Origin of the sequence: Streptomyces atriruber, assembly GCF_001418325.1 — a bacterium.
Classification (GTDB): Bacteria; Actinomycetota; Actinomycetes; order Streptomycetales; family Streptomycetaceae; genus Streptomyces; species Streptomyces atriruber.
Genome location: NZ_LIPN01000057.1, coordinates 1 through 23,023 on the forward strand (window position 1 = coordinate 1; position 23,023 = coordinate 23,023).

Genomic DNA, 23,023 nt, shown 5'->3' on the forward strand with positions numbered 1-23,023 from the left:
CCGAGACGCGCCGCAACGTGCGGTCCTACCTCGACAACCTGCAGATCCGGTGACCGGCCGGGAAGCCGGCGGTCCGCGGGTCGTCCTGGTCGGCCCGATGGGGGTCGGCAAGACGACGGTGGGCGAACTGCTGGCCGGTCGTCTGGGCGTCTCGTTCCGGGACACCGACGCCGACATCGTGGCCGCGCAGGGCCGGGAGATCTCCGACATCTTCGTCGACGAGGGTGAGGCGTACTTCCGGGCCCTGGAGAAGAACGCCGTCGCCACGGCCCTCGTGGAACACGACGGCATCCTCGCCCTCGGTGGCGGCGCCATCCTCGACGAGACGACCCGCACGCTCCTCGCCGAGCACCCCGTGGTCTGCCTCTCGATGGACGTCGAGGAAGCGGTCCAGCGCACCGGGCTCAACCAGGCGCGCCCCCTGCTCGCGGTCAACCCCCGCAAGCAGTGGCGCGAGCTGATGGAGTCCCGCCGCCCCCTGTACGCCGAAGTCGCCCGCGCGGTCGTCGCCACCGACGGCCGCACCCCCGATGAGGTCGCCCAGGCGGTCCTCGACGCACTGGAGTTGAAGGAAGCATGACGACGGAGCAGACCCCCACCCGTATCCACGTCGGCGGCACCGCCGGCACGGATCCGTACGAGGTCCTGGTCGGTCGACAGCTCCTCGGCGAGCTGCCCGGCCTCATCGGCGACCAGGCCAAGCGGGTCGCCGTGATCCACCCCGAGGCGCTCGCCGAGACCGGTGAGGCGCTCCGCCAGGACCTCGCCGACCAGGGGTACGAGGCCGTCGCCATCCAGGTGCCGAACGCCGAGGAGGCCAAGACGGCGGAGGTCGCCGCGTACTGCTGGAAGGCCCTCGGCCAGTCCGGCTTCACACGCAGTGACGTCATCGTCGGCGTCGGCGGCGGCGCCTCCACCGACCTCGCCGGGTTCGTGGCGGCCACCTGGCTGCGCGGGGTGCGGTGGATCGCCGTGCCGACCACGGTGCTCGGCATGGTGGACGCGGCGGTCGGCGGCAAGACCGGCATCAACACCGCCGAGGGCAAGAACCTCGTCGGCGCGTTCCACCCGCCGGCCGGTGTGCTCTGCGACCTCGCGGCGCTCGACTCGCTCCCGGTGAACGACTACGTCTCCGGGCTCGCGGAGATCATCAAGGCCGGTTTCATCGCCGACCCGGCGATCCTGGAGCTCATCGAGGCGGACCCCGAGGCGGCGCGCACGCCCGCCGGGGCGCACACCGCCGAGCTCATCGAGCGCTCCATCAGGGTCAAGGCCGAGGTCGTCTCGGGCGACCTCAAGGAGGCCGGCCTGCGCGAGATCCTCAACTACGGGCACACCCTCGCGCACGCCATCGAGAAGAACGAGCGCTACAAGTGGCGGCACGGCGCCGCGGTCTCCGTAGGCATGCACTTCGCGGCCGAACTCGGCCGTCTGGCGGGCCGGTTGGACGACGCCACGGCCGACCGTCACCGTACGGTCCTCGAATCGGTCGGCCTGCCGCTGACCTACCGTTACGACCAGTGGCCCAAGCTTCTGGAGACCATGAAGGTCGACAAGAAGTCCCGCGGTGACCTGCTGCGCTTCATCGTCCTCGACGGCCTCGGCAAGCCGACCGTCCTGGAGGGCCCCGACCCGGCCGTGCTGCTGGCCGCGTTCGGAGAAGTGGGCCAGTAACGGCCTGGGCACCTTTCACCGTGGCCTCCTGATTCGGCCACGGGCACGTCACGGCCTCCCCGGCCGTTCACACAACAGCGGCCGGGGACGGTACCGTTCGGTAACGGGCGGCCGGTCGCTGCCCGACCAGCGACAGTCGCACGAGACGGAGTGGCACCGGATGCAGCACGCAGTGGGGTCTCCGCTGCCGCCGCCCCATCAGCCGGGGCACGGACCGGCCACCGGCTGGTCGCCGGCCGCACACCACCCGGCCGCTCCGCCTCCCGGAGCGGCGCCGCACCAAGGGCCGCACGGGCCGCAGCAGGGAATGCCGCCCGCTCCGGGATTCACGGGCGGTGCCGCCCCGCATGCCGCACAGGGCCAGACCCCGATGCCGCATGCCCCCGCGGCCCCCCAGCCTCCACAGCACGGACCGGGTCCGGTGCCCCCGGCCTCGGACGCCCCGGGCTCCACGGGCCACATCCAGCTGCCGCCCGGCGGGCCCGTGGCCATGCCGAGCCCTCCGCAGGGGGCGGCGCCGACGGACACCGGCGCCACGACGCTCGCCGTGCTGCTCATCGGCCCCGCGGGCGCGGGCAAGACCAGCGTCGCCAAGTACTGGGCCGAGCACCGCCGTGTGCCCACGGCCCACATCAGCCTCGACGACGTACGCGAATGGGTGCGCTCGGGGTTCGCCGACCCCCAGTCGGGCTGGAACGACCACTCCGAGGCGCAGTACCGCCTGGCCCGCCGCACCTGCGGCTTCGCCGCACGGAACTTCCTGGCCAACGGCATCTCGTGCATCCTCGACGACGCGGTCTTCCCGGACCGCCCGGTCGTCGGCCTGGGCGGCTGGAAGCGGCACGTGGGCCCGGGCCTCCTGCCCGTCGTCCTCCTCCCGGGCCTGGAGATCGTCCTGGAGCGCAACGCGGAGCGCAGCGGCAACCGCCGCCTCACGGACGAGGAAGTGGCCCGCATCCACGGCCGCATGGCGGGTTGGTACGGCTCGGGCCTCCCCATCATCGACAACTCCCAACTGGACGTCCCCGCGACGGCCCGAGTCCTGGACGACGTCCTGGCCCGAGCCATCGCGAGTCCGCCGCAGTGGTAGCGAGGACAGTGCCCACCGGTCACGGCTGAGCCACCGCGCCTCCCCGTCCCCTTCACGCCGCGTGAGCGCGGTACTACGGTCATGTCGCTGGCAAACGCTCAAGGGGCATGACATGAGCAATCCGTACAACACCCCACCAGACGCCCGTGGCCCCGCCCCGAAGTGGGCCCGGAAGCGGTATGTGATCCCCGTGGTCCTCCTGGCCCTAGGACTGGGGGTCGGCGTGGGCGCCCGCGTGGACGGAACCGAGGCGGACGACGCCGCGGCGAAGGCCACCACTACGGCCACTGCCACCCCAACTGTGGAGGCTGTCCCCCGACCTACGGTCACGGTGCGGTCCACCAAGACGGTCGAGGCGACCAAGACCGTCAGGGCCACCAAGACGGTCAGGTCGACTGTCACGGCCACGCGCGGCGGGGGCGGTTCCGGCGGTGGCTCCGTCTATTTCGAGAACTGCGACGAGGCCCGCGCGGCCGGTGCCGCCCCCGTGCACCGTGGGGAGCCCGGCTACGGCAGGCATCTCGACCGTGACGGCGACGGGACCGGCTGCGACAGCTGAGGGTGTCGGCGCGGGAACAGGCGTGCGGGGACGCCCGGTCGGACGCGTCCGTCGGGCCGGAACCGGGTGGCGCTCGTAGGCTCGCCCCATGTCAGAGGTGTACGCGGTCCGCCGGGAGCGGGTTCGGGAACGGTGTGCTGCCGGTGGTGGTGCGGCGGCGCTGGTGTCCCGGCCCGCCAATGTCCGCTATCTCGCGGGCGCGGCGCCCGACGGCGCCGCGCTCCTGGTAGGCAAGGACGAGGACGTGCTGCTGTGCGGGCGTCCGCCCGGTGGACAGCAGGGCGAGGGGCGGCCCGACGACGCGCTGAAGGTGCAGCTGCTGCCCGCGCCGGGCGCCGACCCGGCCGTCGCCGGTGTCGGCCTGGCGACCGCCCAGGGCATCGACGCGCTCGCCGTCGAGGAGCACCACCTGACCGTCGCCCGGCACCGGGCGCTCGGTTCGGTCGCGCCACGGGTGCGCCTGCTGGACCTCGGGACGGCCGTCGAACAGCTGCGGCTGGTGAAGGACGACGAGGAGCTCTCGTACCTGCGGATCGCCGCGGAGATCGCCGACCAGGCGCTGGGAGAGCTGCTCGAATCCATCCTCGTGGGGCGCACGGAGCGGCACCTGGCGTTGGAACTGGAGCGACGGCTGGTCGATCACGGAGCGGACGGACCCGCGTTCCCGACCTCGGTCGGCACCGGCCCGAACTCCGGCAAGGGCGGTCACCGCCCGTCGGACCGGCGGGTGGAGGAGGGAGACTTCCTCTCCGTGTGCCTCGGGGCGAGCTACCGCGGATATCGTTGCGAGATCGGGCGTACGTTCGTCATCGGTACGTCCCCCGCGGACTGGCAGATCGAGTTGTACGACCTCGTCTTCGCCGCCCAGCGGGCCGGTCGGGAGGCCCTCGCACCCGGCGCCGCCTGCCGCGACGTGGACCACGCGGCACGTCACGTACTGGACTCCGCGGGGTATGCGGAGGGGCTCTCTCCGCTCACCGGACACGGCGTAGGGCTCGAAATCGACGAGGACCCTCAATTGGCGCCCGCGGCCATGGGTAAACTGGACGTCTGCGTGCCGGTCACCGTCGAACCGGGGGTTCACCTCCCTGGCCGGGGTGGTGTCCGGATCGATGACACGCTCGTCGTGCGCCCCGAGGCGGACGGCGGACCCGAGCTACTCACCATCACGACCAAGGAACTGCTCGCGCTCTGAACGAGCGTGCGCGCCCGGGGTCGTCCACCAGTCAGTCAGTGCAGGAGATTCCGCAACCGTGGCTTCCACGAACGACCTCAAGAACGGCCTGGTGCTCAAGCTCGAAGGCGGCCAGCTCTGGTCCGTCGTCGAGTTCCAGCACGTCAAGCCCGGCAAGGGCCCGGCCTTCGTGCGCACCAAGCTCAAGAACGTGCTCTCCGGCAAGGTCGTCGACAAGACGTTCAACGCCGGCGTCAAGGTCGACACGGCCACGATCGACAAGCGCGACATGCAGTTCTCCTACATGGACGGCGACTACTTCGTCTTCATGGACATGGAGACGTACGACCAGCTGCACGTCGACCGCAAGGCCGTCGGCGACGCCGCCAACTTCCTGATCGAGGGCTTCACCGCCTCCGTCGCGCAGCACGAGGGCGAGGTCCTCTACGTCGAGCTCCCCGCCGCCGTCGAGCTCGTCATCCAGGAGACCGAGCCGGGCGTCCAGGGCGACCGCTCCACCGGCGGCACCAAGCCCGCCACGCTGGAGACCGGTCACCAGATTCAGGTCCCGCTCTTCATCACCACGGGCGAGAAGATCAAGGTCGACACCCGTGACAGCGGCTACCTCGGCCGGGTGAACAGCTAACCGTGGCTGCTCGTAACACGGCCCGCAAGCGCGCCTTCCAGATCCTCTTCGAGGCCGACCAGCGCGGCACCGACGTCCTGACGGTCCTCGCGGACTGGGTGCGCCACTCGCGGTCCGACACCCGGCAGCCGCCGGTGAGCGAGTACACGATGGAACTCGTCGAGGGGTATGCGGAGCATGAGCGCCGCATCGACGAACTCATCTCGCAGTACGCCGTCGGATGGACCCTCGACCGCATGCCGGTCGTCGACCGGAACATCCTGCGGCTCGGCGCGTACGAACTCGTCTGGGTCGATGCCACGCCCGACGCGGTGGTGCTCGACGAGGCGGTGCAGCTCGCCAAGGAGTTCTCCACGGACGAGTCGCCGTCCTTCGTCAACGGTCTGCTCGGACGCTTCAAGGACCTGAAGCCGTCCCTGCGCCGCGACGAGGCGTAAAGCTTCGGCGTACGTCATCCGGAGGGCCCGCAGCAATCCGCTGCGGGCCCTCCGACTTTCTGCCCGGCTTCTGTCCGGGCTTCTGATTCCTGTGCTCTTCTTCCGCGCCTCCCGGGTGAAATGCTCCGGACACTCCGGGAATCGGAAGCGACGGGAAAGAAACGGAAAACCGCCGGGGTGCCGCGGCCTTTCGGCGGCGGCACCCCGGCGGTACGTTTCTGCTGATGTCTCCCGCGGTGGGGTCAGACCTCTTCGTGAGCGACGGCGCGGCGCGCGTCCGCGTCCAGGACGCCCCAGCTGATCAGCTGCTCGGTCAGGACCGAGGGGGACTGGTCATAGATCACGGCGAGGGTGCGCAGGTCGTCCTGGCGGATCGAGAGCACCTTGCCGTTGTAGTCACCGCGCTGCGACTGGATCGTGGCAGCATACCGCTGGAGCGGGCCCGCCTTCTCCTGCGGGACGTGCGCAAGACGCTCCAGGTCGAGCACGAGCTTCGGCGGCGGCTCGGCGGCGCCACCGGGAGCCGTACCGGGAAGAAGCTCCTGGACCGGGACGCCGTAGAACTCCGCCAGCTCGGCGAGGCGCTGCACGGTCACGGCACGGTCGCCGCGCTCGTACGACCCCACCACGACCGCCTTCCAGCGTCCCTGGGACTTCTCCTCGACTCCGTGGAGGGAAAGGCCCTGCTGGGTGCGGATCGCGCGGAGCTTGGCCCCGAGCTGCTTGGCGTATTCGCTGGACATATAGCTCCCCGGACGCTGCGACAATCATGCGGCTCCGCCGCGTGGCTGGTAACTCACTGTGAGGTTACGCAGCGTTACTTGCTTGCGTCAAGCCGAAAGGTCCTTACCGCCCCTTCGGTGGAGGCTGATGACGTGCCCGGTCGTAAGTGCTGGTAGTCTGGCTGGCGCAATTTCGACGTCCTTTAAAGTCCGTCCCGTGAGGCGGAGAAGGAGGTCCGTTTCATATGGACACGCAGGACACCAAAGACTCCGATGTCGCGCGCCCCGTGCTCGAGGGCCCGGACATCGCGCGGGTACTGACCCGCATCGCCCACGAGATCGTCGAGCGCGCCAAGGGCGCCGACGACGTGGTTCTGCTCGGCATCCCCACCCGTGGCGTCTTCCTCGCCCGGCGGCTCGCCGAGAAGCTCGAAGAGATCACCGGCCGCACGATGCCGGTCGGCTCCCTCGACATCACCATGTACCGCGACGACCTGCGCATGCACCCTCCGCGCGCGCTGGCCCGCACCGACATCCCCGGTGACGGCATCGACGGCCGCCTGGTCGTCCTGGTCGACGACGTGCTTTTCTCCGGCCGCACCATCCGCGCCGCCCTCGACGCGCTGAACGACATCGGCCGCCCCCGCGCGGTGCAGCTCGCGGTCCTCGTCGACCGCGGCCACCGCGAACTGCCCATCCGTGCCGACTACGTGGGCAAGAACCTCCCCACGTCGCTGCGGGAGACGGTCAAGGTGCAGCTCGCCGAGGAGGACGGCCGGGACGCCGTGCTGCTCGGTGCCAAGCCCGCCTCCGCATAAGACCGGTTTCCTCCACCACGGGCCCAGGGGCACACCCCTGCGCGCCCGCGCGCCCGCAGACCTCCACACACCGGAGTACACGCAGATGATGCGACACCTCATCTCGGCCGCCGACCTCTCCCGCGACGACGCCGTCCTCATCCTCGACACGGCCGAGGAGATGGCGCGCGTCGCCGACCGGCCGATCAAGAAGCTGCCCGCCCTGCGCGGCCGCACCGTGGTCAACCTCTTCTTCGAGGACTCGACCCGGACCCGGATCTCCTTCGAGGCCGCCGAGAAGCGCCTCTCCGCCGACGTCATCAACTTCGCCGCCAAGGGATCCAGCGTCTCCAAGGGCGAGTCCCTGAAGGACACCGCGCAGACCCTGGAGGCGATGGGCGTCGACGCCGTCGTCATCCGGCACGGCGCCTCCGGAGCGCCCTACCGCCTCGCGACCTCCGGCTGGATCGACGCCGCCGTCATCAACGCGGGCGACGGCACCCACCAGCACCCCACGCAGGCCCTGCTCGACGCCTTCACCATGCGGCGCCGCCTCGTCGGACCCGACGCCGGGCTCGGCCAGGACCTGGCGGGCAAGCACATCACCCTGGTCGGCGACATCCTGCACAGCCGCGTCGCCCGCTCCAACGTCGACCTGCTGCACACCCTCGGCGCCGAGGTCACCCTCGTCGCACCGCCCACCCTCGTGCCGGTCGGCGTGGAGCAGTGGCCCTGCGAGGTCAGCTACGACCTGGACAGGGTGCTGCCGAAGTCCGACGCCGTGATGATGCTGCGAGTGCAGCGCGAGCGCATGAACGCCGCGTTCTTCCCCACCGAGCGCGAGTACTCGCGGCGCTACGGCCTGGACGGCGAGCGCATGGCGAAGATGCCCGAGCACGCCATCGTCATGCACCCCGGACCGATGGTCCGCGGCATGGAGATCACCGCCGAGGTCGCCGACTCCGACCGCTGCACGGTCGTCGAGCAGGTCGCCAACGGCGTCTCCATCCGCATGGCCGTCCTCTACCTGCTTCTGGGCGGCAACGAGCCCGCCGTCACCCACATCCGTTCCGAGGAGAGCAAGTAACCATGAGCAAGATCCTTATCCGCGGTGCGCAGGTGCTGGGCGGCGAGACGCAGGACGTCCTGATCGACGGCGAGACCATCGAGGCCGTGGGCGCGGGGCTCTCCGCCGTGGGCGCCACCGTCGTCGAGGCCGACGGCAAGGTGCTCCTGCCGGGCCTGGTCGACCTCCACACCCACCTGCGCGAGCCGGGCCGCGAGGACTCCGAGACCGTCCTGACCGGCACGCGCGCCGCCGCCTCCGGCGGCTACACCGCCGTCTTCGCCATGGCCAACACCTTCCCCGTCGCCGACACCGCCGGCGTGGTCGAGCAGGTCTACCGGCTCGGCAAGGAGTCCGGCTACTGCGACGTGCAGCCCATCGGCGCCGTCACCGTCGGCCTGGAGGGCAAGAAGCTCGCCGAGCTCGGCGCCATGCACGAGTCCGCCGCCGGGGTCACCGTCTTCTCCGACGACGGCAAGTGCGTCGACGACGCCGTGATCATGCGCCGCGCCCTGGAGTACGTGAAGGCCTTCGGCGGTGTCGTCGCGCAGCACGCGCAGGAGCCGCGGCTCACCGAGGGCGCCCAGATGAACGAGGGCGTCGTCTCCGCCGAGCTCGGTCTCGGCGGCTGGCCCGCCGTCGCCGAGGAGTCGATCATCGCGCGTGACGTGCTGCTCGCCGAGCACGTGGGCTCGCGGGTGCACATCTGCCACCTGTCGACCGCGGGATCGGTCGAGATCGTGCGCTGGGCCAAGTCGCGCGGCATCGACGTCACCGCCGAGGTCACCCCGCACCACCTCCTCCTCACGGATGAGCTGGTGCGCTCCTACAACCCCGTCTACAAGGTGAACCCGCCGCTGCGCACCGAGCGCGACGTGATGGCCCTGCGCGAGGCCCTCGCCGACGGCACGATCGACATCGTCGCCACCGACCACGCCCCGCACCCGCACGAGGACAAGGACTGCGAGTGGGCCGCGGCCGCCATGGGCATGGTCGGCCTGGAGACCGCACTCTCCGTGGTGCAGCAGACGATGGTCGAGACCGGCCTGCTCACCTGGGAGGCCGTCGCCGACCGGATGTCGTTCAAGCCCGCCGCGATCGGCGGCGCCGCCGGTCACGGCCGCCCCGTCTCGGCAGGTGAGCCCGCGAACCTCGTCCTGGTCGACGCCGATTACCGTGGGGCAGTGGACCCCGCGGGCTTCGCCTCGCGCAGCCGCAACACGCCCTACGAGGGCCGTGAGCTGCCGGGCCGCGTCACGCACACGTGGCTCCGGGGTCGGGCCACGCTCGTCGACGGGAAGCTCACGTGACATCACTTCTGGAACTGGCCGCCGACAAAGAATCGGCGGAGGTGACCGACTGGGCCGCACGCATCGGCTGGGTCGTGGGGCTGCTGCTCTTCATCGCGCTCGTCTACTGGCTGATGCGCGAGGGCTGGAAGTGGCGCGGCACGCTCCAGGGCGACCTGCCCGAGCTGCCGGCCGTGCCGAGCGAGCAAGGTCCGGCGAGACTTGAGCTGAGCGGCCGGTACCACGGCTCCACCACGGCGGGGCAGTGGCTCGACCGCATCGTGGCGCACGGCCTCGGCACCCGCAGCCGCGTCGAGCTGACGCTCACCGACGCGGGCCTGGACGTCGTGCGCCCCGGCGCGACCGACTTCTTCATCCCGGTCGCACAGCTGCGGGAGGCCCGGCTCGACAAGGGCATCGCGGGCAAGGTCCTCACGGAGGGCGGTCTGCTGATCGTCACGTGGGAACACGGCGGGAAGCTGCTCGACTCCGGCTTCCGCTCGGACCACGCCGCCGAGCAGGCGGAGTGGGTCGAGGCACTCAACAACATGATCGACAAGAACAGCACTACGGAAGGCACCGCACGATGACGACCTCCACAAGGGGAGCCAGCAAGGTTCCCGCCGTACTCGTCCTGGAGGACGGCCGCATCTTCCGCGGTCGCGCCTACGGGGCCGTGGGGGAGACCTTCGGCGAAGCGGTGTTCTCCACCGGCATGACCGGCTACCAGGAGACCCTGACCGACCCGTCGTACGACCGCCAGATCGTCGTCGCCACCGCCCCTCAGATCGGCAACACGGGCTGGAACGACGAGGACGACGAGTCGAGCCGCATCTGGGTCTCCGGGTACGTGGTCCGCGACCCCGCCCGCATCCCCTCGAACTGGCGCGCAAAGCGTTCGCTCGACGACGAGCTGGTGGCCCAGAACATCGTCGGCATCAGCGGCATCGACACCCGCGCCCTCACCCGCCACCTGCGCGAGAGCGGTTCCATGCGCTCCGGCATCTTCTCCGGCGAGACGCTGCCCGCCGACGCCGAGCTCGTCGAGCGCGTCCAGGCGCAGCCGCAGATGAAGGGCGCCAGCCTGTACGAGGAGGTCGCCACCAAGGAGGCCTATGTCGTCCCGGCGATCGGCGAGAAGCGGTTCACCGTCGCCGCCATCGACCTCGGCATCAAGGGCATGACCCCGCACCGCATGGCCGAGCGCGGCATCGAGGTCCACGTGCTGCCCGCCACGGCCACCGAGGAGGACGTGTACGCCGTCGCCCCCGACGGAGTCTTCTTCTCCAACGGCCCCGGCGACCCGGCCACCGCCGACGGCCCCGTCGCGCTGATGACCGCCGTCCTGAAGCGGCAGACGCCGCTGTTCGGCATCTGCTTCGGCAACCAGATCCTCGGCCGCGCCCTCGGCTTCGGCACGTACAAGCTCAAGTACGGCCACCGCGGCATCAACCAGCCGGTGCAGGACCGCACCACCGGCAAGGTCGAGGTCACCGCGCACAACCACGGGTTCGCCGTGGACGCGCCGCTCGACAGGGCCGCCGAGACGCCCTTCGGCCGCGCCGAGGTCTCCCACGTCTGCCTCAACGACGACGTCGTCGAAGGCCTGCAGCTGCTCGACCAGCCGGCCTTCTCCGTCCAGTACCACCCCGAAGCGGCCGCCGGCCCGCACGATGCCGCGTACCTCTTCGACCGCTTCGTAACTCTGATGGAGGGCCAGCGTGCCTAAGCGCTCCGATATCCAGTCCGTCCTGGTCATCGGCTCCGGCCCGATCGTCATCGGCCAGGCCGCCGAGTTCGACTACTCCGGCACCCAGGCGTGCCGCATCCTCAAGTCCGAGGGCCTGCGCGTCATCCTGGTCAACTCCAACCCGGCGACGATCATGACCGACCCGGAGATCGCCGACGCCACGTACGTCGAGCCGATCACCCCGGAGTTCGTCGAGAAGATCATCGCCAAGGAGCGCCCCGACGCGCTGCTGCCCACCCTGGGCGGCCAGACGGCCCTCAACACGGCCATCTCCATGCACGAACAGGGTGTCCTGGAGAAGTACGGCGTCGAGCTCATCGGCGCCAACGTAGAGGCCATCAACAAGGGCGAGGACCGCGACCTCTTCAAGGGCGTCGTCGAAGAGGTCCACAAGAAGATCGGGCACGGCGAGTCCGCCCGCTCGTACATCTGCCACTCCATGGACGACGTCCTCAAGGGCGTCGACGAGCTCGGCGGCTACCCCGTCGTCGTCCGCCCCTCCTTCACCATGGGCGGCGCCGGCTCCGGCTTCGCGCACAACGAGGAGGAACTCCGCCGCATCGCCGGACAGGGCCTCACGCTCTCGCCGACCACCGAGGTGCTCCTGGAGGAGTCCATCCTCGGCTGGAAGGAGTACGAGCTCGAGCTGATGCGCGACAAGAACGACAACGTCGTGGTCGTCTGCTCCATCGAGAACTTCGACCCGATGGGCGTGCACACGGGTGACTCGATCACCGTCGCGCCCGCGATGACGCTGACCGACCGCGAGTACCAGATCCTGCGCGACGTCGGCATCGCGATCATCCGCGAGGTCGGTGTCGACACCGGCGGCTGCAACATCCAGTTCGCGGTGAACCCCGAGGACGGCCGGGTCATCGTCATCGAGATGAACCCGCGTGTCTCGCGGTCCTCGGCGCTCGCCTCCAAGGCCACCGGCTTCCCGATCGCGAAGATCGCCGCCAAGCTGGCCGTCGGCTACACGCTGGACGAGATCCCGAACGACATCACCGAGAAGACGCCGGCCTCCTTCGAGCCGACCCTCGACTACGTCGTCGTCAAGGCCCCGCGCTTCGCCTTCGAGAAGTTCCCCTCGGCGGACTCGACCCTGACGACCACCATGAAGTCGGTCGGCGAGGCCATGGCCATCGGCCGCAACTTCACCGAGGCGCTGCAGAAGGCGCTGCGCTCCCTGGAGAAGAAGGGCTCGCAGTTCACCTTCGTGGGCGAGCCCGGCGACAAGGCCGAGCTGCTGCGCGAGGCGGTGCGCCCCACAGACGGCCGCATCAACTCCGTCATGCAGGCCATCCGCGCGGGCGCCACGCCCGAGGAGGTCTTCGACGCCACGAAGATCGACCCGTGGTTCGTCGACCAGCTCTTCCTGATCAAGGAGCTCGCGGACGAGCTGGCCGCCACCGAGCGCCTGAACGCCGACGTGCTGGCCGAGGCCAAGCGGCACGGCTTCTCCGACGCCCAGATCGCCGAGATCCGCGGCCTGCGTGAGGACGTGGTCCGCGAGGTGCGCCAGGCGCTCGGCGTGCGCCCGGTCTACAAGACGGTCGACACCTGCGCCGCCGAGTTCGCCGCGAAGACCCCGTACTTCTACTCCTCGTACGACGAGGAGAGCGAGGTCGCACAGCGCGAGAAGCCCGCAGTGATCATCCTGGGCTCGGGCCCGAACCGCATCGGCCAGGGCATCGAGTTCGACTACTCCTGTGTCCACGCCTCCTTCGCGCTCAGCGACGCGGGCTACGAGACCGTGATGGTCAACTGCAACCCCGAGACCGTCTCCACGGACTACGACACCTCCGACCGCCTCTACTTCGAGCCGCTCACGCTCGAGGACGTCCTGGAGATCGTCCACGCCGAGGCGCAGGCCGGGCCCATCGCGGGCGTCATCGTCCAGCTCGGCGGCCAGACCCCGCTCGGCCTCGCACAGGCCCTCAAGGACAACGGAGTGCCGGTCGTCGGCACCTCGCCCGAGGCCATCCACGCCGCCGAGGACCGCGGCGCCTTCGGCCGCGTGCTCGCGGAGGCCGGCCTCCCGGCGCCCAAGCACGGCACCGCGACGACGTTCGCTGAGGCCAAGGCGATCGCCGACGAGATCGGCTACCCCGTCCTGGTCCGCCCGTCCTACGTGCTCGGCGGCCGCGGCATGGAGATCGTGTACGACGAGACCCGCCTCTCCGCGTACATCGAGGAGTCGACCGAGATCAGCCCCTCGCGGCCGGTCCTGGTCGACCGCTTCCTGGACGACGCCATCGAGATCGACGTGGACGCGCTCTACGACGGCGAGGAGCTCTACCTCGGCGGCGTCATGGAGCACATCGAGGAGGCCGGCATCCACTCCGGCGACTCGGCGTGCGCGCTGCCCCCGATCACGCTCGGCGGCTTCGACATCAAGCGCCTGCGCGCCTCCACCGAGGGCATCGCCAAGGGCGTCGGCGTACGCGGACTGATCAACATCCAGTTCGCCATGGCGGGCGACATCCTCTACGTCCTCGAGGCCAACCCGCGCGCCTCGCGCACCGTTCCCTTCACCTCGAAGGCGACCGCGGTGCCGCTGGCCAAGGCCGCCGCGCGCATCTCGCTCGGCGCGACCGTCGCCGAGCTGCGCGCGGAGGGCATGCTGCCCGCGGTGGGCGACGGCGGCACGCTCCCCATGGACGCGCCGATCTCCGTCAAGGAGGCCGTCATGCCGTGGTCGCGCTTCCGCGACATCCACGGCGCGGGCGTCGACACCGTCCTCGGCCCGGAGATGCGCTCCACCGGCGAGGTCATGGGCATCGACTCGGTGTTCGGCACCGCGTACGCCAAGTCGCAGGCGGGTGCGTACGGTCCGCTGCCGACCAAGGGCCGTGCCTTCATCTCCGTCGCCAACCGCGACAAGCGCTCGATGATCTTCCCGGCGCGTGAACTGGTCGCGCACGGCTTCGAACTGTTCGCCACGTCCGGCACGGCCGAGGTGCTCAAGCGCAACGGCATCAACGCCACGGTGGTGCGCAAGCAGTCCGAGGGCGAGGGCCCGAACGGCGAGAAGACGATCGTCCAGCTCATCCACGACGGCGGCGTCGACCTCATCGTCAACACCCCGTACGGCACCGGCGGCCGCCTCGACGGCTACGAGATCCGCACGGCGGCCGTGGCGCGCTCCGTGCCGTGCCTCACGACGGTCCAGGCGCTGGCCGCGGCCGTCCAGGGCATCGACGCGCTGAACCACGGCGGCGTGGGCGTCCGATCGCTCCAGGAACACGCGGAACACCTGACCGCGACCCGCGACTAGCCGGCCCACAAGGGGGACACCGAAAACGGTGTCCCCCTTCTGGTGAGCACACCTGAGGACCTCTGAGGACCCCCACCATGTACAAACTCTTCTTCAACCTCGTCTTCAAGCGGATGGACCCGGAGCAGGCCCACTACATGGCCTTCCGCTGGATCCGCCTGGCGGCCCGCATCCCCGTGCTGCGCACCTTCGTCGCGGCCATCCTCGCACCGCGCCACAAGGAGCTGCGCACCGAGGCCCTCGGGCTGCGGATGCACGGCCCCTTCGGGCTCGCCGCGGGCTTCGACAAGAACGCCGTCGCGATCGACGGCATGTCGATGCTCGGCTTCGACCACATCGAGATCGGCACGGTCACGGGCGAGCCGCAGCCCGGCAACCCCAAGAAGCGCCTGTTCCGCCTCGTGCCGGACCGCGCGCTGATCAACCGCATGGGCTTCAACAACGAGGGTTCGGCGGCCGTGGCGGAGCGCCTGGCGGCCCGCACGCCCGTCTTCAACACCGTCGTGGGCGTGAACATCGGCAAGACCAAGGTCGTCCCCGAGGAGGAGGCCGCCGCCGACTACGTGAAGTCGACCGAGCGGCTCGCCCGCCACGCCGACTACCTCGTCGTCAACGTCTCGTCGCCGAACACGCCGGGCCTGCGCAACCTCCAGGCCACCGAGTCGCTGCGGCCCCTCCTGACCGCCGTGCGCGAGGCCGCCGACCGCAGCGTCGAGGGCCGTCGGGTCCCGCTGCTCGTCAAGATCGCGCCCGACCTGGCCGACGAGGACATCGACGCCGTGGCCGACCTCGCCGTCGAGCTCGGCTTGGACGGCATCATCGCGACGAACACGACGATCGCCCGCGAGAGCCTCGGCCTGGCCTCCGACCCGGCCCTCTACGGAGAGACCGGCGGCCTGTCGGGAGCGCCTCTCAAGGAGCGCTCCCTGGAGGTCCTGAGGCGCCTCTACGCGCGCGTGGGCGACCGGATCACGCTCGTGGGCGTCGGCGGCATCGAGAACGCCGAGGACGCCTGGCAGCGCATCCTCGCGGGCGCCACCCTGATCCAGGGCTACAGCGCCTTCATCTACGAAGGGCCCTTCTGGGGCCGCGCCATCCACAAGGGCCTCGCCGCGCGCCTGCGCACCAGCCCGTACGCCACCCTCGCCGACGCCGTCGGCGCCGACGTGAGGAAGCCCGCATGAGCCCCCTGGAGCCCTTCGGCACGCGCCTGCGCCACGCCATGGACGAGCGCGGCCCCCTGTGCGTCGGGATCGACCCGCACGCCTCGCTCCTGACCGCGTGGGGCCTGAACGACGACATCGCGGGCCTGGAGCGGTTCACGCGGACCGTCGTGGAGGCGCTCGCCGGGACCGTCGCGGTGTTCAAGCCGCAGAGCGCGTTCTTCGAGCGCTTCGGCTCGCGGGGCATCGCCGTCCTGGAGAAGGCGGTCGAGGAGCTGCGGGCGGCCGGCGCGCTGATCGTGATGGACGCCAAGCGCGGCGACATCGGCTCGACCATGGCCGCGTACGCCGAGACCTTCCTGCACAAGGACTCGCCGCTGTTCAGCGACGCGCTCACGGTCTCGCCCTACCTCGGCTACGGCTCCCTGAAGCCGGCCGTCGACCTCGCGCGCGAGAACGGCGCCGGGCTCTTCGTGCTCGCCCTCACCTCCAACCCCGAGGGCGCCGAGGTGCAGCACGCGGTGCGCGAGGACGGCCGCACGGTCGGCGCCACGGTCCTGGGCCACCTCGCCGCCGAGAACGCCGGTGCGGAGCCCCTGGGGTCCTTCGGGGCGGTCGTCGGCGCGACGCTGGGGGACCTGTCCTCGTACGACCTGGCGATCAACGGCCCGCTGCTCGCCCCCGGCATCGGGGCGCAGGGCGCGACCCCGGCCGACCTTCCCGGTGTCTTCGGTGATGCGGTGCGCAATGTCGTTCCGAACGTCAGCCGGGGAGTGCTCCGGCACGGACCCGACGTCACGGGCCTGCGCGACTCCGCGACGCGCTTCGCGGACGAGATCAGGGCTGCTGTCGAAGCGCGCTGAGAGGGGCCGGGAAGCCTGTACTTATGTTTCCTTGACGGCTTCCCGGCGCAAATCCGGGGAGAAATGCCCGAAATGTACGGCTCGGTGCAGGCTGACCAGGACTTTTCGTCTGTTCTCGCTGACTCTGGCGGCCATGCCCGCTAGTCTCCGACGAGAGCCAACGGGCAAGCGCGTTGCACGTTGCTCACCAGGTGTGGGGCGACTAGGTTCCTCACCGGTCCGTATCCGACAGTTCGACATCCGAGGTGACGTAGGCGTGGCTCTTCCGCCCCTTACCCCTGAACAGCGCGCAGCCGCGCTCGAAAAGGCCGCCGCGGCTCGCCGGGAGCGGGCCGAGGTCAAGAATCGACTCAAGCACTCCGGTGCCTCGCTTCACGAGGTCATCAAGCAGGGCCAGGAGAACGATGTCATCGGCAAGATGAAGGTCTCCGCCCTCCTGGAGTCCCTGCCGGGCGTGGGCAAGGTCCGCGCCAAGCAGATCATGGAGCGTCTTGGCATCTCCGAGAGCCGCCGTGTGCGCGGTCTCGGCTCCAACCAGATTGCGTCGCTCGAGCGAGAGTTCGGTGGGGGTGCCGCCGGCTGATGTTCTCAGGCACTCCTGAGAACCTGGATAATCGCTGCATGGCTGCAACATCCCGGGGGACGTCCCCCGTGCCCCCGGACGTACGTCCGCGGCTGACCGTGCTCTCCGGCCCCTCCGGGGTCGGCAAGAGCACGGTCGTCGCTCATATGCGCAAAGAACACCCCGAGGTCTGGCTCTCGGTCTCGGCCACCACCCGCAAGCCGCGGCCGGGTGAGAAGCACGGTGTCCAGTACTTCTTCGTCTCCGACGACGAGATGGACAAGCTGATCGCCAACGGAGAGCTCCTAGAGTGGGCCGAGTTCGCGGGCAACCGCTACGGCACCCCGCGTCGCGCGGTGCTCGACCGCCTGGACGCGGGCGAGCCCGTCCTCCTGGAGATCGACCTGCAGGGTGCGCGCCTGGTGCGCGAGTCGATGCCCGAGGCACAGCTCGTCTTCCTCGCCCCGCCGAGCTGGGACGAGCTGGTCCGCCGGCTCACCGGCCGGGGGACCGAGGCGCCCGAGGTCATCGAGCGCAGGCTCGCCGCCGCCAAGGTGGAGCTCGCCGCCGAGGCCGAGTTCGATACGACGCTGGTCAACACCTCCGTCGAGGACGTGGCTCGTGAGCTGCTAGCCTTGATGAAAGTTCTTTGATCTTTAACAGTGTCTCGACTTCTGGTCCTGACATCACTTGACCCCATCGGAAGGCAGAGAGTGTCCTCTTCCATCACCGCGCCCGAGGGCATCATCAACCCGCCGATTGATGAGCTGCTCGAAGCCACCGACTCGAAGTACAGCCTCGTGATCTACGCCGCCAAGCGCGCGCGCCAGATCAACGCGTACTACTCGCAGCTCGGTGAGGGCCTCCTGGAGTACGTCGGCCCCCTGGTGGACACGCACGTCCACGAGAAGCCGCTCTCGATCGCGCTCCGCGAGATCAACGCGGGTCTGCTGACGTCCGAGGCCATCGAGGGCCCGGCTCAGTAAGCGGTTCGTACCTTCATCACAGGCCCGGCAGTACGACTGCCGGGCCTGTGGTGTGTCATGGAGCAGTACGCATCCGAGTGCGGGGAGACAGAGGCAGTGGCCGAGAAGCCGAAGGTAGTCCTGGGGGTCAGCGGTGGCATCGCCGCCTACAAGGCGTGCGAGCTGCTGCGGCGGCTGACCGAGTCGGGTCATGACGTGCGCGTCGTGCCGACCGGGTCGGCGCTGCACTTCGTCGGCGCCGCGACCTGGTCCGCGCTGTCCGGCAACCCCGTCTCGACCGAGGTCTGGTCCGATGTCCACGAGGTGCCGCACGTCCGCATCGGGCAACACGCCGACCTCGTCATCGTCGCTCCCGCCACCGCCGACATGCTCGCCAAGGCTGCCCACGGCCTGGCCGACGACCTGCTCACCAACACACTCCTGACGGCCCGCTGTCCGGTGGTCTTCGCGCCCGCCATGCACACGGAGATGTGGGAGCACCCGGCCACCCAGGAGAACGTGGCCACGCTGCGTCGCCGCGGTGCCCTGGTCATCGAGCCCGCCGTCGGCCGCCTCACCGGCGTCGACACCGGCAAGGGCCGCTTCCCGGACCCCGTCGAGCTCTACGAGGTCGTACGCCGTGTCCTCACGCGCGGAGACCTGCCCCAGGACCTCGCGGGCCGCCACGTCGTCGTCAGCGCGGGCGGCACCCGCGAACCCCTCGACCCGGTCCGCTTCCTCGGCAACCGCTCCTCGGGCAAGCAGGGCTATGCGCTCGCCCGCAGCGCGGCGGCCCGCGGCGCCCGCGTCACGCTCGTCGCGGCCAATGCGGCGCTGCCCGACCCGGCGGGCGTGGACGTCGTCCCGGTCGGCACCGCCGTGCAGCTGCGCGAGGCCGTGGTGAAGGCCGCGGCCGACGCCGACGCCGTGGTGATGGCCGCCGCGGTGGCCGACTTCCGCCCCGAGACGTACGCCACAGGAAAGATCAAGAAGAAGGACGGCGAGGAGCCCGCGCCGGTCGCCCTGGTCCGCAACCCCGACGTCCTCGCCGAGATCGCGGGGGACCGGCCCCGCCCCGGCCAGGTGATCGTCGGTTTCGCCGCGGAGACGGACGACGTACTGGCCAACGGCCGCGCCAAGCTCGCCCGCAAGGGCTGCGACCTGCTGGTCGTGAACGAGGTCGGCGAGCGCAAGACCTTCGGCTCCGAGGAGAACGAGGCGGTCGTGCTCGGCGCGGACGGCAGCGAGACGCCGGTGCCGCACGGCCCCAAGGAAGCCCTCGCGGACACCGTCTGGGACCTCGTGGCGCAGCGACTGTCCTGACGCCGCGTGCCACCGCACGCCCGGCCCGTCTCACCATCCGGAACTCGGCCATATTCGAGCGCCTGTCTTGACGGGGTGTCCACGGGCAGGGCTCAATGTCATCTTCGCCCCACCGGGCGCCTCAAAACCGTGAAAATCGGGCACGAGGCCCTCTGGTGGAGAGTGATCGTCGTACCGCACAATGCAGTGCCGCAGGTCACAGGGCTCCCAAGTGGCGAGACATGTGGTCCGGCGGACGAGTGTGACCGATAAACTGGTCACGGACGACGCCGAGCGCAGCTCTCGGCCCGTCCACCAATGATCAGCCAGCAGCCGCTGCAACCACAGGGAGCGATGTGTCCCGGCGCCTCTTTACCTCGGAGTCTGTGACCGAAGGTCACCCCGACAAGATCGCTGACCAGATCAGCGACACCATTCTCGACGCGCTTCTGCGGGAGGACCCGACGTCCCGGGTCGCCGTGGAGACGCTGATCACCACCGGCCTCGTCCACGTGGCCGGTGAGGTCACGACGAAGGCGTACGCGCCGATCGCGCAGCTCGTGCGCGACAAGATCCTCGAGATCGGTTACGACTCCTCGAAGAAGGGCTTCGACGGCGCCTCCTGTGGCGTCTCGGTGTCCATCGGCTCGCAGTCCCCCGACATCGCGCAGGGCGTCGACACGGCTTACGAGAAGCGTGTCGAGGGCGACGAGGATGAGCTCGACAAGCAGGGCGCGGGCGACCAGGGCCTGATGTTCGGCTACGCCTGCGACGAGACCCCGGAGCTGATGCCGCTCCCGATCCACCTCGCGCACCGCCTCTCGCGCCGCCTCTCCGAGGTGCGCAAGAACGGGACGATCCCCTACCTGCGCCCCGACGGCAAGACCCAGGTCACCATCGAGTACGACGGCGACAAGGCCGTCCGTCTCGACACGGTCGTCGTCTCCTCGCAGCACGCGAGCGACATCGACCTGGACTCGCTGCTCGCTCCGGACATCCGCGAGTTCGTGGTCGAGCCCGAGCTGAAGGCCCTCCTCGAGGACGGCATCAAGCTGGAGACCGAGGGCTACCGCCTGCTGGTCAACCCCACCGGCCGCTTCGAGATCGGCGGCCCGATGGGCGACGCCGGTCTCACCGGCCGCAAGATCATCATCGACACGTACGGCGGCATGGCCCGCCACGGCGGCGGTGCCTTCTCGGGCAAGGACCCGTCCAAGGTGGACCGTTCGGCGGCGTACGCGATGCGCTGGGTCGCCAAGAACGTCGTCGCCGCCGGTCTCGCGGCCCGCTGCGAGGTCCAGGTCGCGTACGCCATCGGCAAGGCCGAGCCGGTCGGTCTCTTCGTCGAGACCTTCGGTACGGCCACGATCGACACGGACAAGATCGAGACGGCCATCGGCGAGGTCTTCGACCTGCGCCCTGCCGCGATCATCCGCGACCTCGACCTGCTCCGCCCGATCTACTCGCAGACCGCCGCGTACGGCCACTTCGGCCGGGCGATCCCCGACTTCACGTGGGAGCGGACGGACCGCGTGGACGCACTGCGGAAGGCGGCGGGGCTGTAGTCCCCGTCCTTTCGGTCACTGCCGAGGCCCGGTACCCCTGCGGGGGTGCCGGGCCCCGGCGTTTCTCCGGCCGTGTCAGTGGGGTCTGGTAGGAATGCAGCTGTGAGCAGGGAGAACGAAGGGTTCGAGGTGGGGGGAGCCGAGGAGCCGGAGCAGCTCGCGCTCATTCGCGAGTCGGTGCGCAGGGCCAAGGTGCCCCGGGCCAAGCCGCGGACCTGGCGGGGGGCCGCGCTGGCCAAGGAGTTGCCGGTCGCGCGCGTGCTCGTCGACAAGGGCGTCCTGCACCTCGACCGGTACTTCGACTACGCCGTGCCCGAGGAGCTGGACGCCGAGGCACAGCCCGGTGTCCGGGTCCGGGTGCGGTTCGGCGCCGGGTCGCGGAACGTGCGGGAGGGGCGGCGCGAAGGCGGCGGACTGATCGACGGGTTCATCGTCGAGCGGTGCGCGGAATCCGACTACACGGGCCCGTTGGCGGCCCTGGCCCAGGTCGTGTCGCCGGAGCCGGTGCTCGACTCCGGGCTCCTCGAACTGGCCAGGGCCGTGGCCGACCGGTACGCGGGCAGCCTCGCCGACGTGCTGCAGCTCGCCGTGCCGCCCCGGCACGCGCGGGCCGAGTCCAAAGCGGCCGCCGAGCCCCCCGCCCCGCCGACCGCGCCCGACCCGGGAAGCTGGGGGAGGTACGGACACGGGCCCGAGTTCCTGCGCGCCCTGGCCTCAGGGGGCGCCCCGCGCGCCGTGTGGACCGCGCTGCCGGGCCCGCAGTGGGCCGAGGAGATCGCCCGCGCGGTGCAGGCCACGCTCGCCTCCGGCCGGGGCGCGCTCGTCGTCGTGCCGACCGGGCGGCCCGCCGCGCGCGTGGACGCCGCGCTCACGGAACTGCTCGGCCCGGGACAGCATGCGCTGCTGACCGCCGACGCCGGGCAGGAGCGCCGCTATCAGGAGTGGCTCTCCGTGCGGCGCGGGGCCGTGCGGGCCGTCGTCGGCACCCGGGCCGCCATGTTCGCGCCCGTACGGGACCTGGGGCTCGTCGTCATCTGGGAGGACGGGGACTCCAATCACAGTGACGACCGCGCCCCCTTCCCGCATGTGCGAGAGGTCCTGGAGCTGCGGGCGACGCGCGACAAGTGCGGATTCCTGCTGGGCAGTTGGAGCTGCACGGTCGAGGCGGCGCAACTCGTCGAGAGCGGGTGGGCCGCGCCGCTCGTCGCCGATCGCGAGCAGGTGCGGGGGGCCGCGCCGCTCGTGCGGACCGTGGGCGACCTGGACCTGGCTCGCGACGAGGCGGCGCGGGCCGCTCGGCTGCCGACGCTGGCCTGGCAGGTCGCCCGGGAGGGGCTGAAGCACGGGCCGGTCCTGGTGCAGGTGCCGCGGCGCGGGTATGTGCCGAGGCTCGCCTGTGAGCGGTGCCGCGAGCCCGCGCGGTGCCGTCGGTGCGCGGGACCGCTGGAGGCGCAGGAGAGCGGGGCCGCCCTGCGGTGCGGCTGGTGCGGCGTGGAGGAGGCCGCCTGGCACTGCGAGTCCTGCGGCGGTTTCCGGCTGCGGGCACAGGTCGTCGGGGCGCGCAGGACCGCGGAGGAGCTGGGGCGGGCGTTCCCGGCGGTGCCGGTGCGGACGTCGGGCCGGGAGCAGGTGCTCGACACGGTGCCGGGGACACCGGCGCTGGTGGTGAGCACGCCCGGGGCTGAGCCCGTGGCCGAGGGCGGTTACGCGGCCGCCCTGCTGCTCGACGGGTGGGCCATGCTGGGCCGCCCCGACCTGCGGGCGGGCGAGGACGCGCTGCGCCGGTGGGTCGGGGCCGCGTCGCTGGTGCGTCCACAGGGCGCGGGCGGCACGGTGGTGGTCGTCGCCGAGCCGACGCTGCGCCCCGTGCAGGCGCTGGTGCGGTGGGACCCGGTGGGCCACGCGGTGCGGGAGCTCGCGGAGCGTGCCGAGCTCGGCTTCCCGCCGGTGTCGCGGATGGCGTCGGTGTCCGGGGCGCCCGAGGCGCTCGCGGAGTTCCTGGCCGGTGCGGAACTGCCGGGGGACGCGGTGGTGTTGGGGCCGGTTCCGGTGCGGGACGGCGGGGCCGGTGGGCCTGGTGGGCCCGGCGGGGCCAGTGGGGCCGGTTCCGGGGCTTCGC

At 70.8% G+C, this 23,023-nt stretch carries 22 protein-coding genes; 21 read left to right on the forward strand and 1 reads right to left on the reverse strand.

What is annotated here, in order from left to right; all coding sequences use genetic code 11:
• Nucleotides 1-97 precede the first annotated feature (97 nt).
• The 7 genes from AOK03_RS06435 to nusB all read left to right on the forward strand — a co-directional run bounded on the left by AOK03_RS06435 (nt 98) and on the right by nusB (nt 5,580).
• On the forward strand, nt 98-580 hold the full coding sequence (locus tag AOK03_RS06435; protein ID WP_055564209.1) for a shikimate kinase: 483 nt from the start codon (nt 98-100) through the stop codon (nt 578-580).
• Nucleotides 577-1,674: a 3-dehydroquinate synthase gene (gene aroB / locus AOK03_RS06440; RefSeq protein ID WP_055564190.1), complete on the forward strand. Its 1,098-nt coding sequence runs from the start codon at nt 577-579 to the stop codon at nt 1,672-1,674. Before AOK03_RS06435 ends, aroB begins: the two co-directional genes overlap by 4 nt.
• Before the next feature lie 160 nt (nt 1,675-1,834).
• The gene (locus AOK03_RS06445) at nt 1,835-2,764 is read left to right on the forward strand and encodes a Pro-rich N-terminal domain-containing protein (protein ID WP_055564191.1); all 930 of its coding nucleotides are present in this window, start codon (nt 1,835-1,837) and stop codon (nt 2,762-2,764) included.
• Between the two features lie 112 nt (nt 2,765-2,876).
• A complete protein-coding gene (locus AOK03_RS06450; protein ID WP_079074529.1) occupies nt 2,877-3,323 on the forward strand; it encodes an excalibur calcium-binding domain-containing protein in 447 nt (148 codons plus the stop codon).
• An 88-nt stretch (nt 3,324-3,411) separates the two neighbouring features.
• Nucleotides 3,412-4,518 (forward strand): aminopeptidase P family protein, encoded by a 1,107-nt coding sequence (locus AOK03_RS06455; RefSeq protein WP_055564193.1) that lies wholly within the window; start codon nt 3,412-3,414, stop codon nt 4,516-4,518.
• A 58-nt stretch (nt 4,519-4,576) separates the two neighbouring features.
• Nucleotides 4,577-5,143 (forward strand): elongation factor P, encoded by a 567-nt coding sequence (gene efp / locus AOK03_RS06460; RefSeq protein WP_055543676.1) that lies wholly within the window; start codon nt 4,577-4,579, stop codon nt 5,141-5,143.
• A 2-nt stretch (nt 5,144-5,145) separates the two neighbouring features.
• Nucleotides 5,146-5,580, forward strand: a complete 435-nt coding sequence (nusB, locus tag AOK03_RS06465; protein ID WP_055564194.1) for a transcription antitermination factor NusB — start codon at nt 5,146-5,148, stop codon at nt 5,578-5,580.
• A 242-nt stretch (nt 5,581-5,822) separates the two neighbouring features.
• Here nusB and bldD read toward each other — a convergent pair whose 3' ends face one another.
• On the reverse strand, nt 5,823-6,323 hold the full coding sequence (gene bldD, locus AOK03_RS06470; RefSeq protein WP_055564195.1) for a transcriptional regulator BldD: 501 nt from the start codon (nt 6,321-6,323) through the stop codon (nt 5,823-5,825).
• Nucleotides 6,324-6,547: 224 nt separating this feature from the next.
• Between bldD and pyrR the strand changes: the two genes are divergently transcribed.
• The 14 genes from pyrR to AOK03_RS06540 form a co-directional block, all read left to right on the forward strand.
• Complete coding sequence (pyrR, locus tag AOK03_RS06475) at nt 6,548-7,120, forward strand: bifunctional pyr operon transcriptional regulator/uracil phosphoribosyltransferase PyrR (RefSeq protein ID WP_055564196.1); 573 nt, start codon at nt 6,548-6,550, stop codon at nt 7,118-7,120.
• A gap of 85 nt (nt 7,121-7,205) precedes the next feature.
• Nucleotides 7,206-8,186, forward strand: a complete 981-nt coding sequence (locus AOK03_RS06480) for an aspartate carbamoyltransferase catalytic subunit (protein WP_055564197.1) — start codon at nt 7,206-7,208, stop codon at nt 8,184-8,186.
• Nucleotides 8,187-8,188: 2 nt separating this feature from the next.
• On the forward strand, nt 8,189-9,475 hold the full coding sequence (locus tag AOK03_RS06485; RefSeq protein ID WP_055564198.1) for a dihydroorotase: 1,287 nt from the start codon (nt 8,189-8,191) through the stop codon (nt 9,473-9,475).
• Entirely contained in the window at nt 9,472-10,044 is a 573-nt protein-coding gene (locus tag AOK03_RS06490; protein ID WP_055564199.1) for a PH-like domain-containing protein, read from the forward strand. The genes AOK03_RS06485 and AOK03_RS06490 overlap by 4 nt, the downstream gene beginning before the upstream one ends.
• On the forward strand, nt 10,041-11,183 hold the full coding sequence (gene carA / locus AOK03_RS06495) for a glutamine-hydrolyzing carbamoyl-phosphate synthase small subunit (protein WP_055564200.1): 1,143 nt from the start codon (nt 10,041-10,043) through the stop codon (nt 11,181-11,183). The genes AOK03_RS06490 and carA overlap by 4 nt, the downstream gene beginning before the upstream one ends.
• Nucleotides 11,176-14,484 (forward strand): carbamoyl-phosphate synthase large subunit, encoded by a 3,309-nt coding sequence (gene carB, locus AOK03_RS06500; protein ID WP_055564201.1) that lies wholly within the window; start codon nt 11,176-11,178, stop codon nt 14,482-14,484. Before carA ends, carB begins: the two co-directional genes overlap by 8 nt.
• 77 nt (nt 14,485-14,561) lie before the next feature.
• Nucleotides 14,562-15,668: a quinone-dependent dihydroorotate dehydrogenase gene (locus AOK03_RS06505; RefSeq protein WP_055564202.1), complete on the forward strand. Its 1,107-nt coding sequence runs from the start codon at nt 14,562-14,564 to the stop codon at nt 15,666-15,668.
• On the forward strand, nt 15,665-16,510 hold the full coding sequence (pyrF, locus tag AOK03_RS06510) for an orotidine-5'-phosphate decarboxylase (protein ID WP_055564203.1): 846 nt from the start codon (nt 15,665-15,667) through the stop codon (nt 16,508-16,510). Before AOK03_RS06505 ends, pyrF begins: the two co-directional genes overlap by 4 nt.
• 256 nt (nt 16,511-16,766) lie before the next feature.
• On the forward strand, nt 16,767-17,093 hold the full coding sequence (locus AOK03_RS06515) for an integration host factor (protein WP_055564204.1): 327 nt from the start codon (nt 16,767-16,769) through the stop codon (nt 17,091-17,093).
• A gap of 38 nt (nt 17,094-17,131) precedes the next feature.
• Nucleotides 17,132-17,725 (forward strand): guanylate kinase, encoded by a 594-nt coding sequence (gene gmk / locus AOK03_RS06520; RefSeq protein WP_055564205.1) that lies wholly within the window; start codon nt 17,132-17,134, stop codon nt 17,723-17,725.
• A 60-nt stretch (nt 17,726-17,785) separates the two neighbouring features.
• A complete protein-coding gene (gene rpoZ / locus AOK03_RS06525) occupies nt 17,786-18,058 on the forward strand; it encodes a DNA-directed RNA polymerase subunit omega (RefSeq protein ID WP_005319902.1) in 273 nt (90 codons plus the stop codon).
• 57 nt (nt 18,059-18,115) lie between these two features.
• A complete protein-coding gene (gene coaBC, locus AOK03_RS06530; RefSeq protein ID WP_055564206.1) occupies nt 18,116-19,360 on the forward strand; it encodes a bifunctional phosphopantothenoylcysteine decarboxylase/phosphopantothenate--cysteine ligase CoaBC in 1,245 nt (414 codons plus the stop codon).
• 335 nt (nt 19,361-19,695) lie between these two features.
• Nucleotides 19,696-20,904 (forward strand): methionine adenosyltransferase, encoded by a 1,209-nt coding sequence (metK, locus tag AOK03_RS06535; RefSeq protein WP_055564207.1) that lies wholly within the window; start codon nt 19,696-19,698, stop codon nt 20,902-20,904.
• A gap of 102 nt (nt 20,905-21,006) precedes the next feature.
• Nucleotides 21,007-23,023, forward strand: a 2,017-nt coding sequence (locus AOK03_RS06540; protein ID WP_055564208.1) for a primosomal protein N', incomplete at its 3' end; no start/stop codon positions are given.

Excerpts from the sequence above, each read along its gene's own strand:
- AOK03_RS06480 (WP_055564197.1), top strand. The coding sequence starts at position 7,206 with ATGATGCGACACCTCATCTCGGCCGCCGACCTCTCCCGCGACGACGCC.
- AOK03_RS06485 (WP_055564198.1), top strand. The coding sequence starts at position 8,189 with ATGAGCAAGATCCTTATCCGCGGTGCGCAGGTGCTGGGCGGCGAGACG.
- AOK03_RS06455 (WP_055564193.1), top strand. The coding sequence starts at position 3,412 with ATGTCAGAGGTGTACGCGGTCCGCCGGGAGCGGGTTCGGGAACGGTGT.
- carA (WP_055564200.1), top strand. The coding sequence starts at position 10,041 with ATGACGACCTCCACAAGGGGAGCCAGCAAGGTTCCCGCCGTACTCGTC.
- aroB (WP_055564190.1), top strand. The coding sequence starts at position 577 with ATGACGACGGAGCAGACCCCCACCCGTATCCACGTCGGCGGCACCGCC.
- AOK03_RS06505 (WP_055564202.1), top strand. The coding sequence starts at position 14,562 with ATGTACAAACTCTTCTTCAACCTCGTCTTCAAGCGGATGGACCCGGAG.
- pyrF (WP_055564203.1), top strand. The coding sequence starts at position 15,665 with ATGAGCCCCCTGGAGCCCTTCGGCACGCGCCTGCGCCACGCCATGGAC.
- gmk (WP_055564205.1), top strand. The coding sequence starts at position 17,132 with ATGGCTGCAACATCCCGGGGGACGTCCCCCGTGCCCCCGGACGTACGT.
- bldD (WP_055564195.1), bottom strand. The coding sequence starts at position 6,323 with ATGTCCAGCGAATACGCCAAGCAGCTCGGGGCCAAGCTCCGCGCGATC.
- AOK03_RS06445 (WP_055564191.1), top strand. The coding sequence starts at position 1,835 with ATGCAGCACGCAGTGGGGTCTCCGCTGCCGCCGCCCCATCAGCCGGGG.
- coaBC (WP_055564206.1), top strand. The coding sequence starts at position 18,116 with ATGGAGCAGTACGCATCCGAGTGCGGGGAGACAGAGGCAGTGGCCGAG.
- AOK03_RS06450 (WP_079074529.1), top strand. The coding sequence starts at position 2,877 with ATGAGCAATCCGTACAACACCCCACCAGACGCCCGTGGCCCCGCCCCG.
- AOK03_RS06435 (WP_055564209.1), top strand. The coding sequence starts at position 98 with ATGGGGGTCGGCAAGACGACGGTGGGCGAACTGCTGGCCGGTCGTCTG.
- pyrR (WP_055564196.1), top strand. The coding sequence starts at position 6,548 with ATGGACACGCAGGACACCAAAGACTCCGATGTCGCGCGCCCCGTGCTC.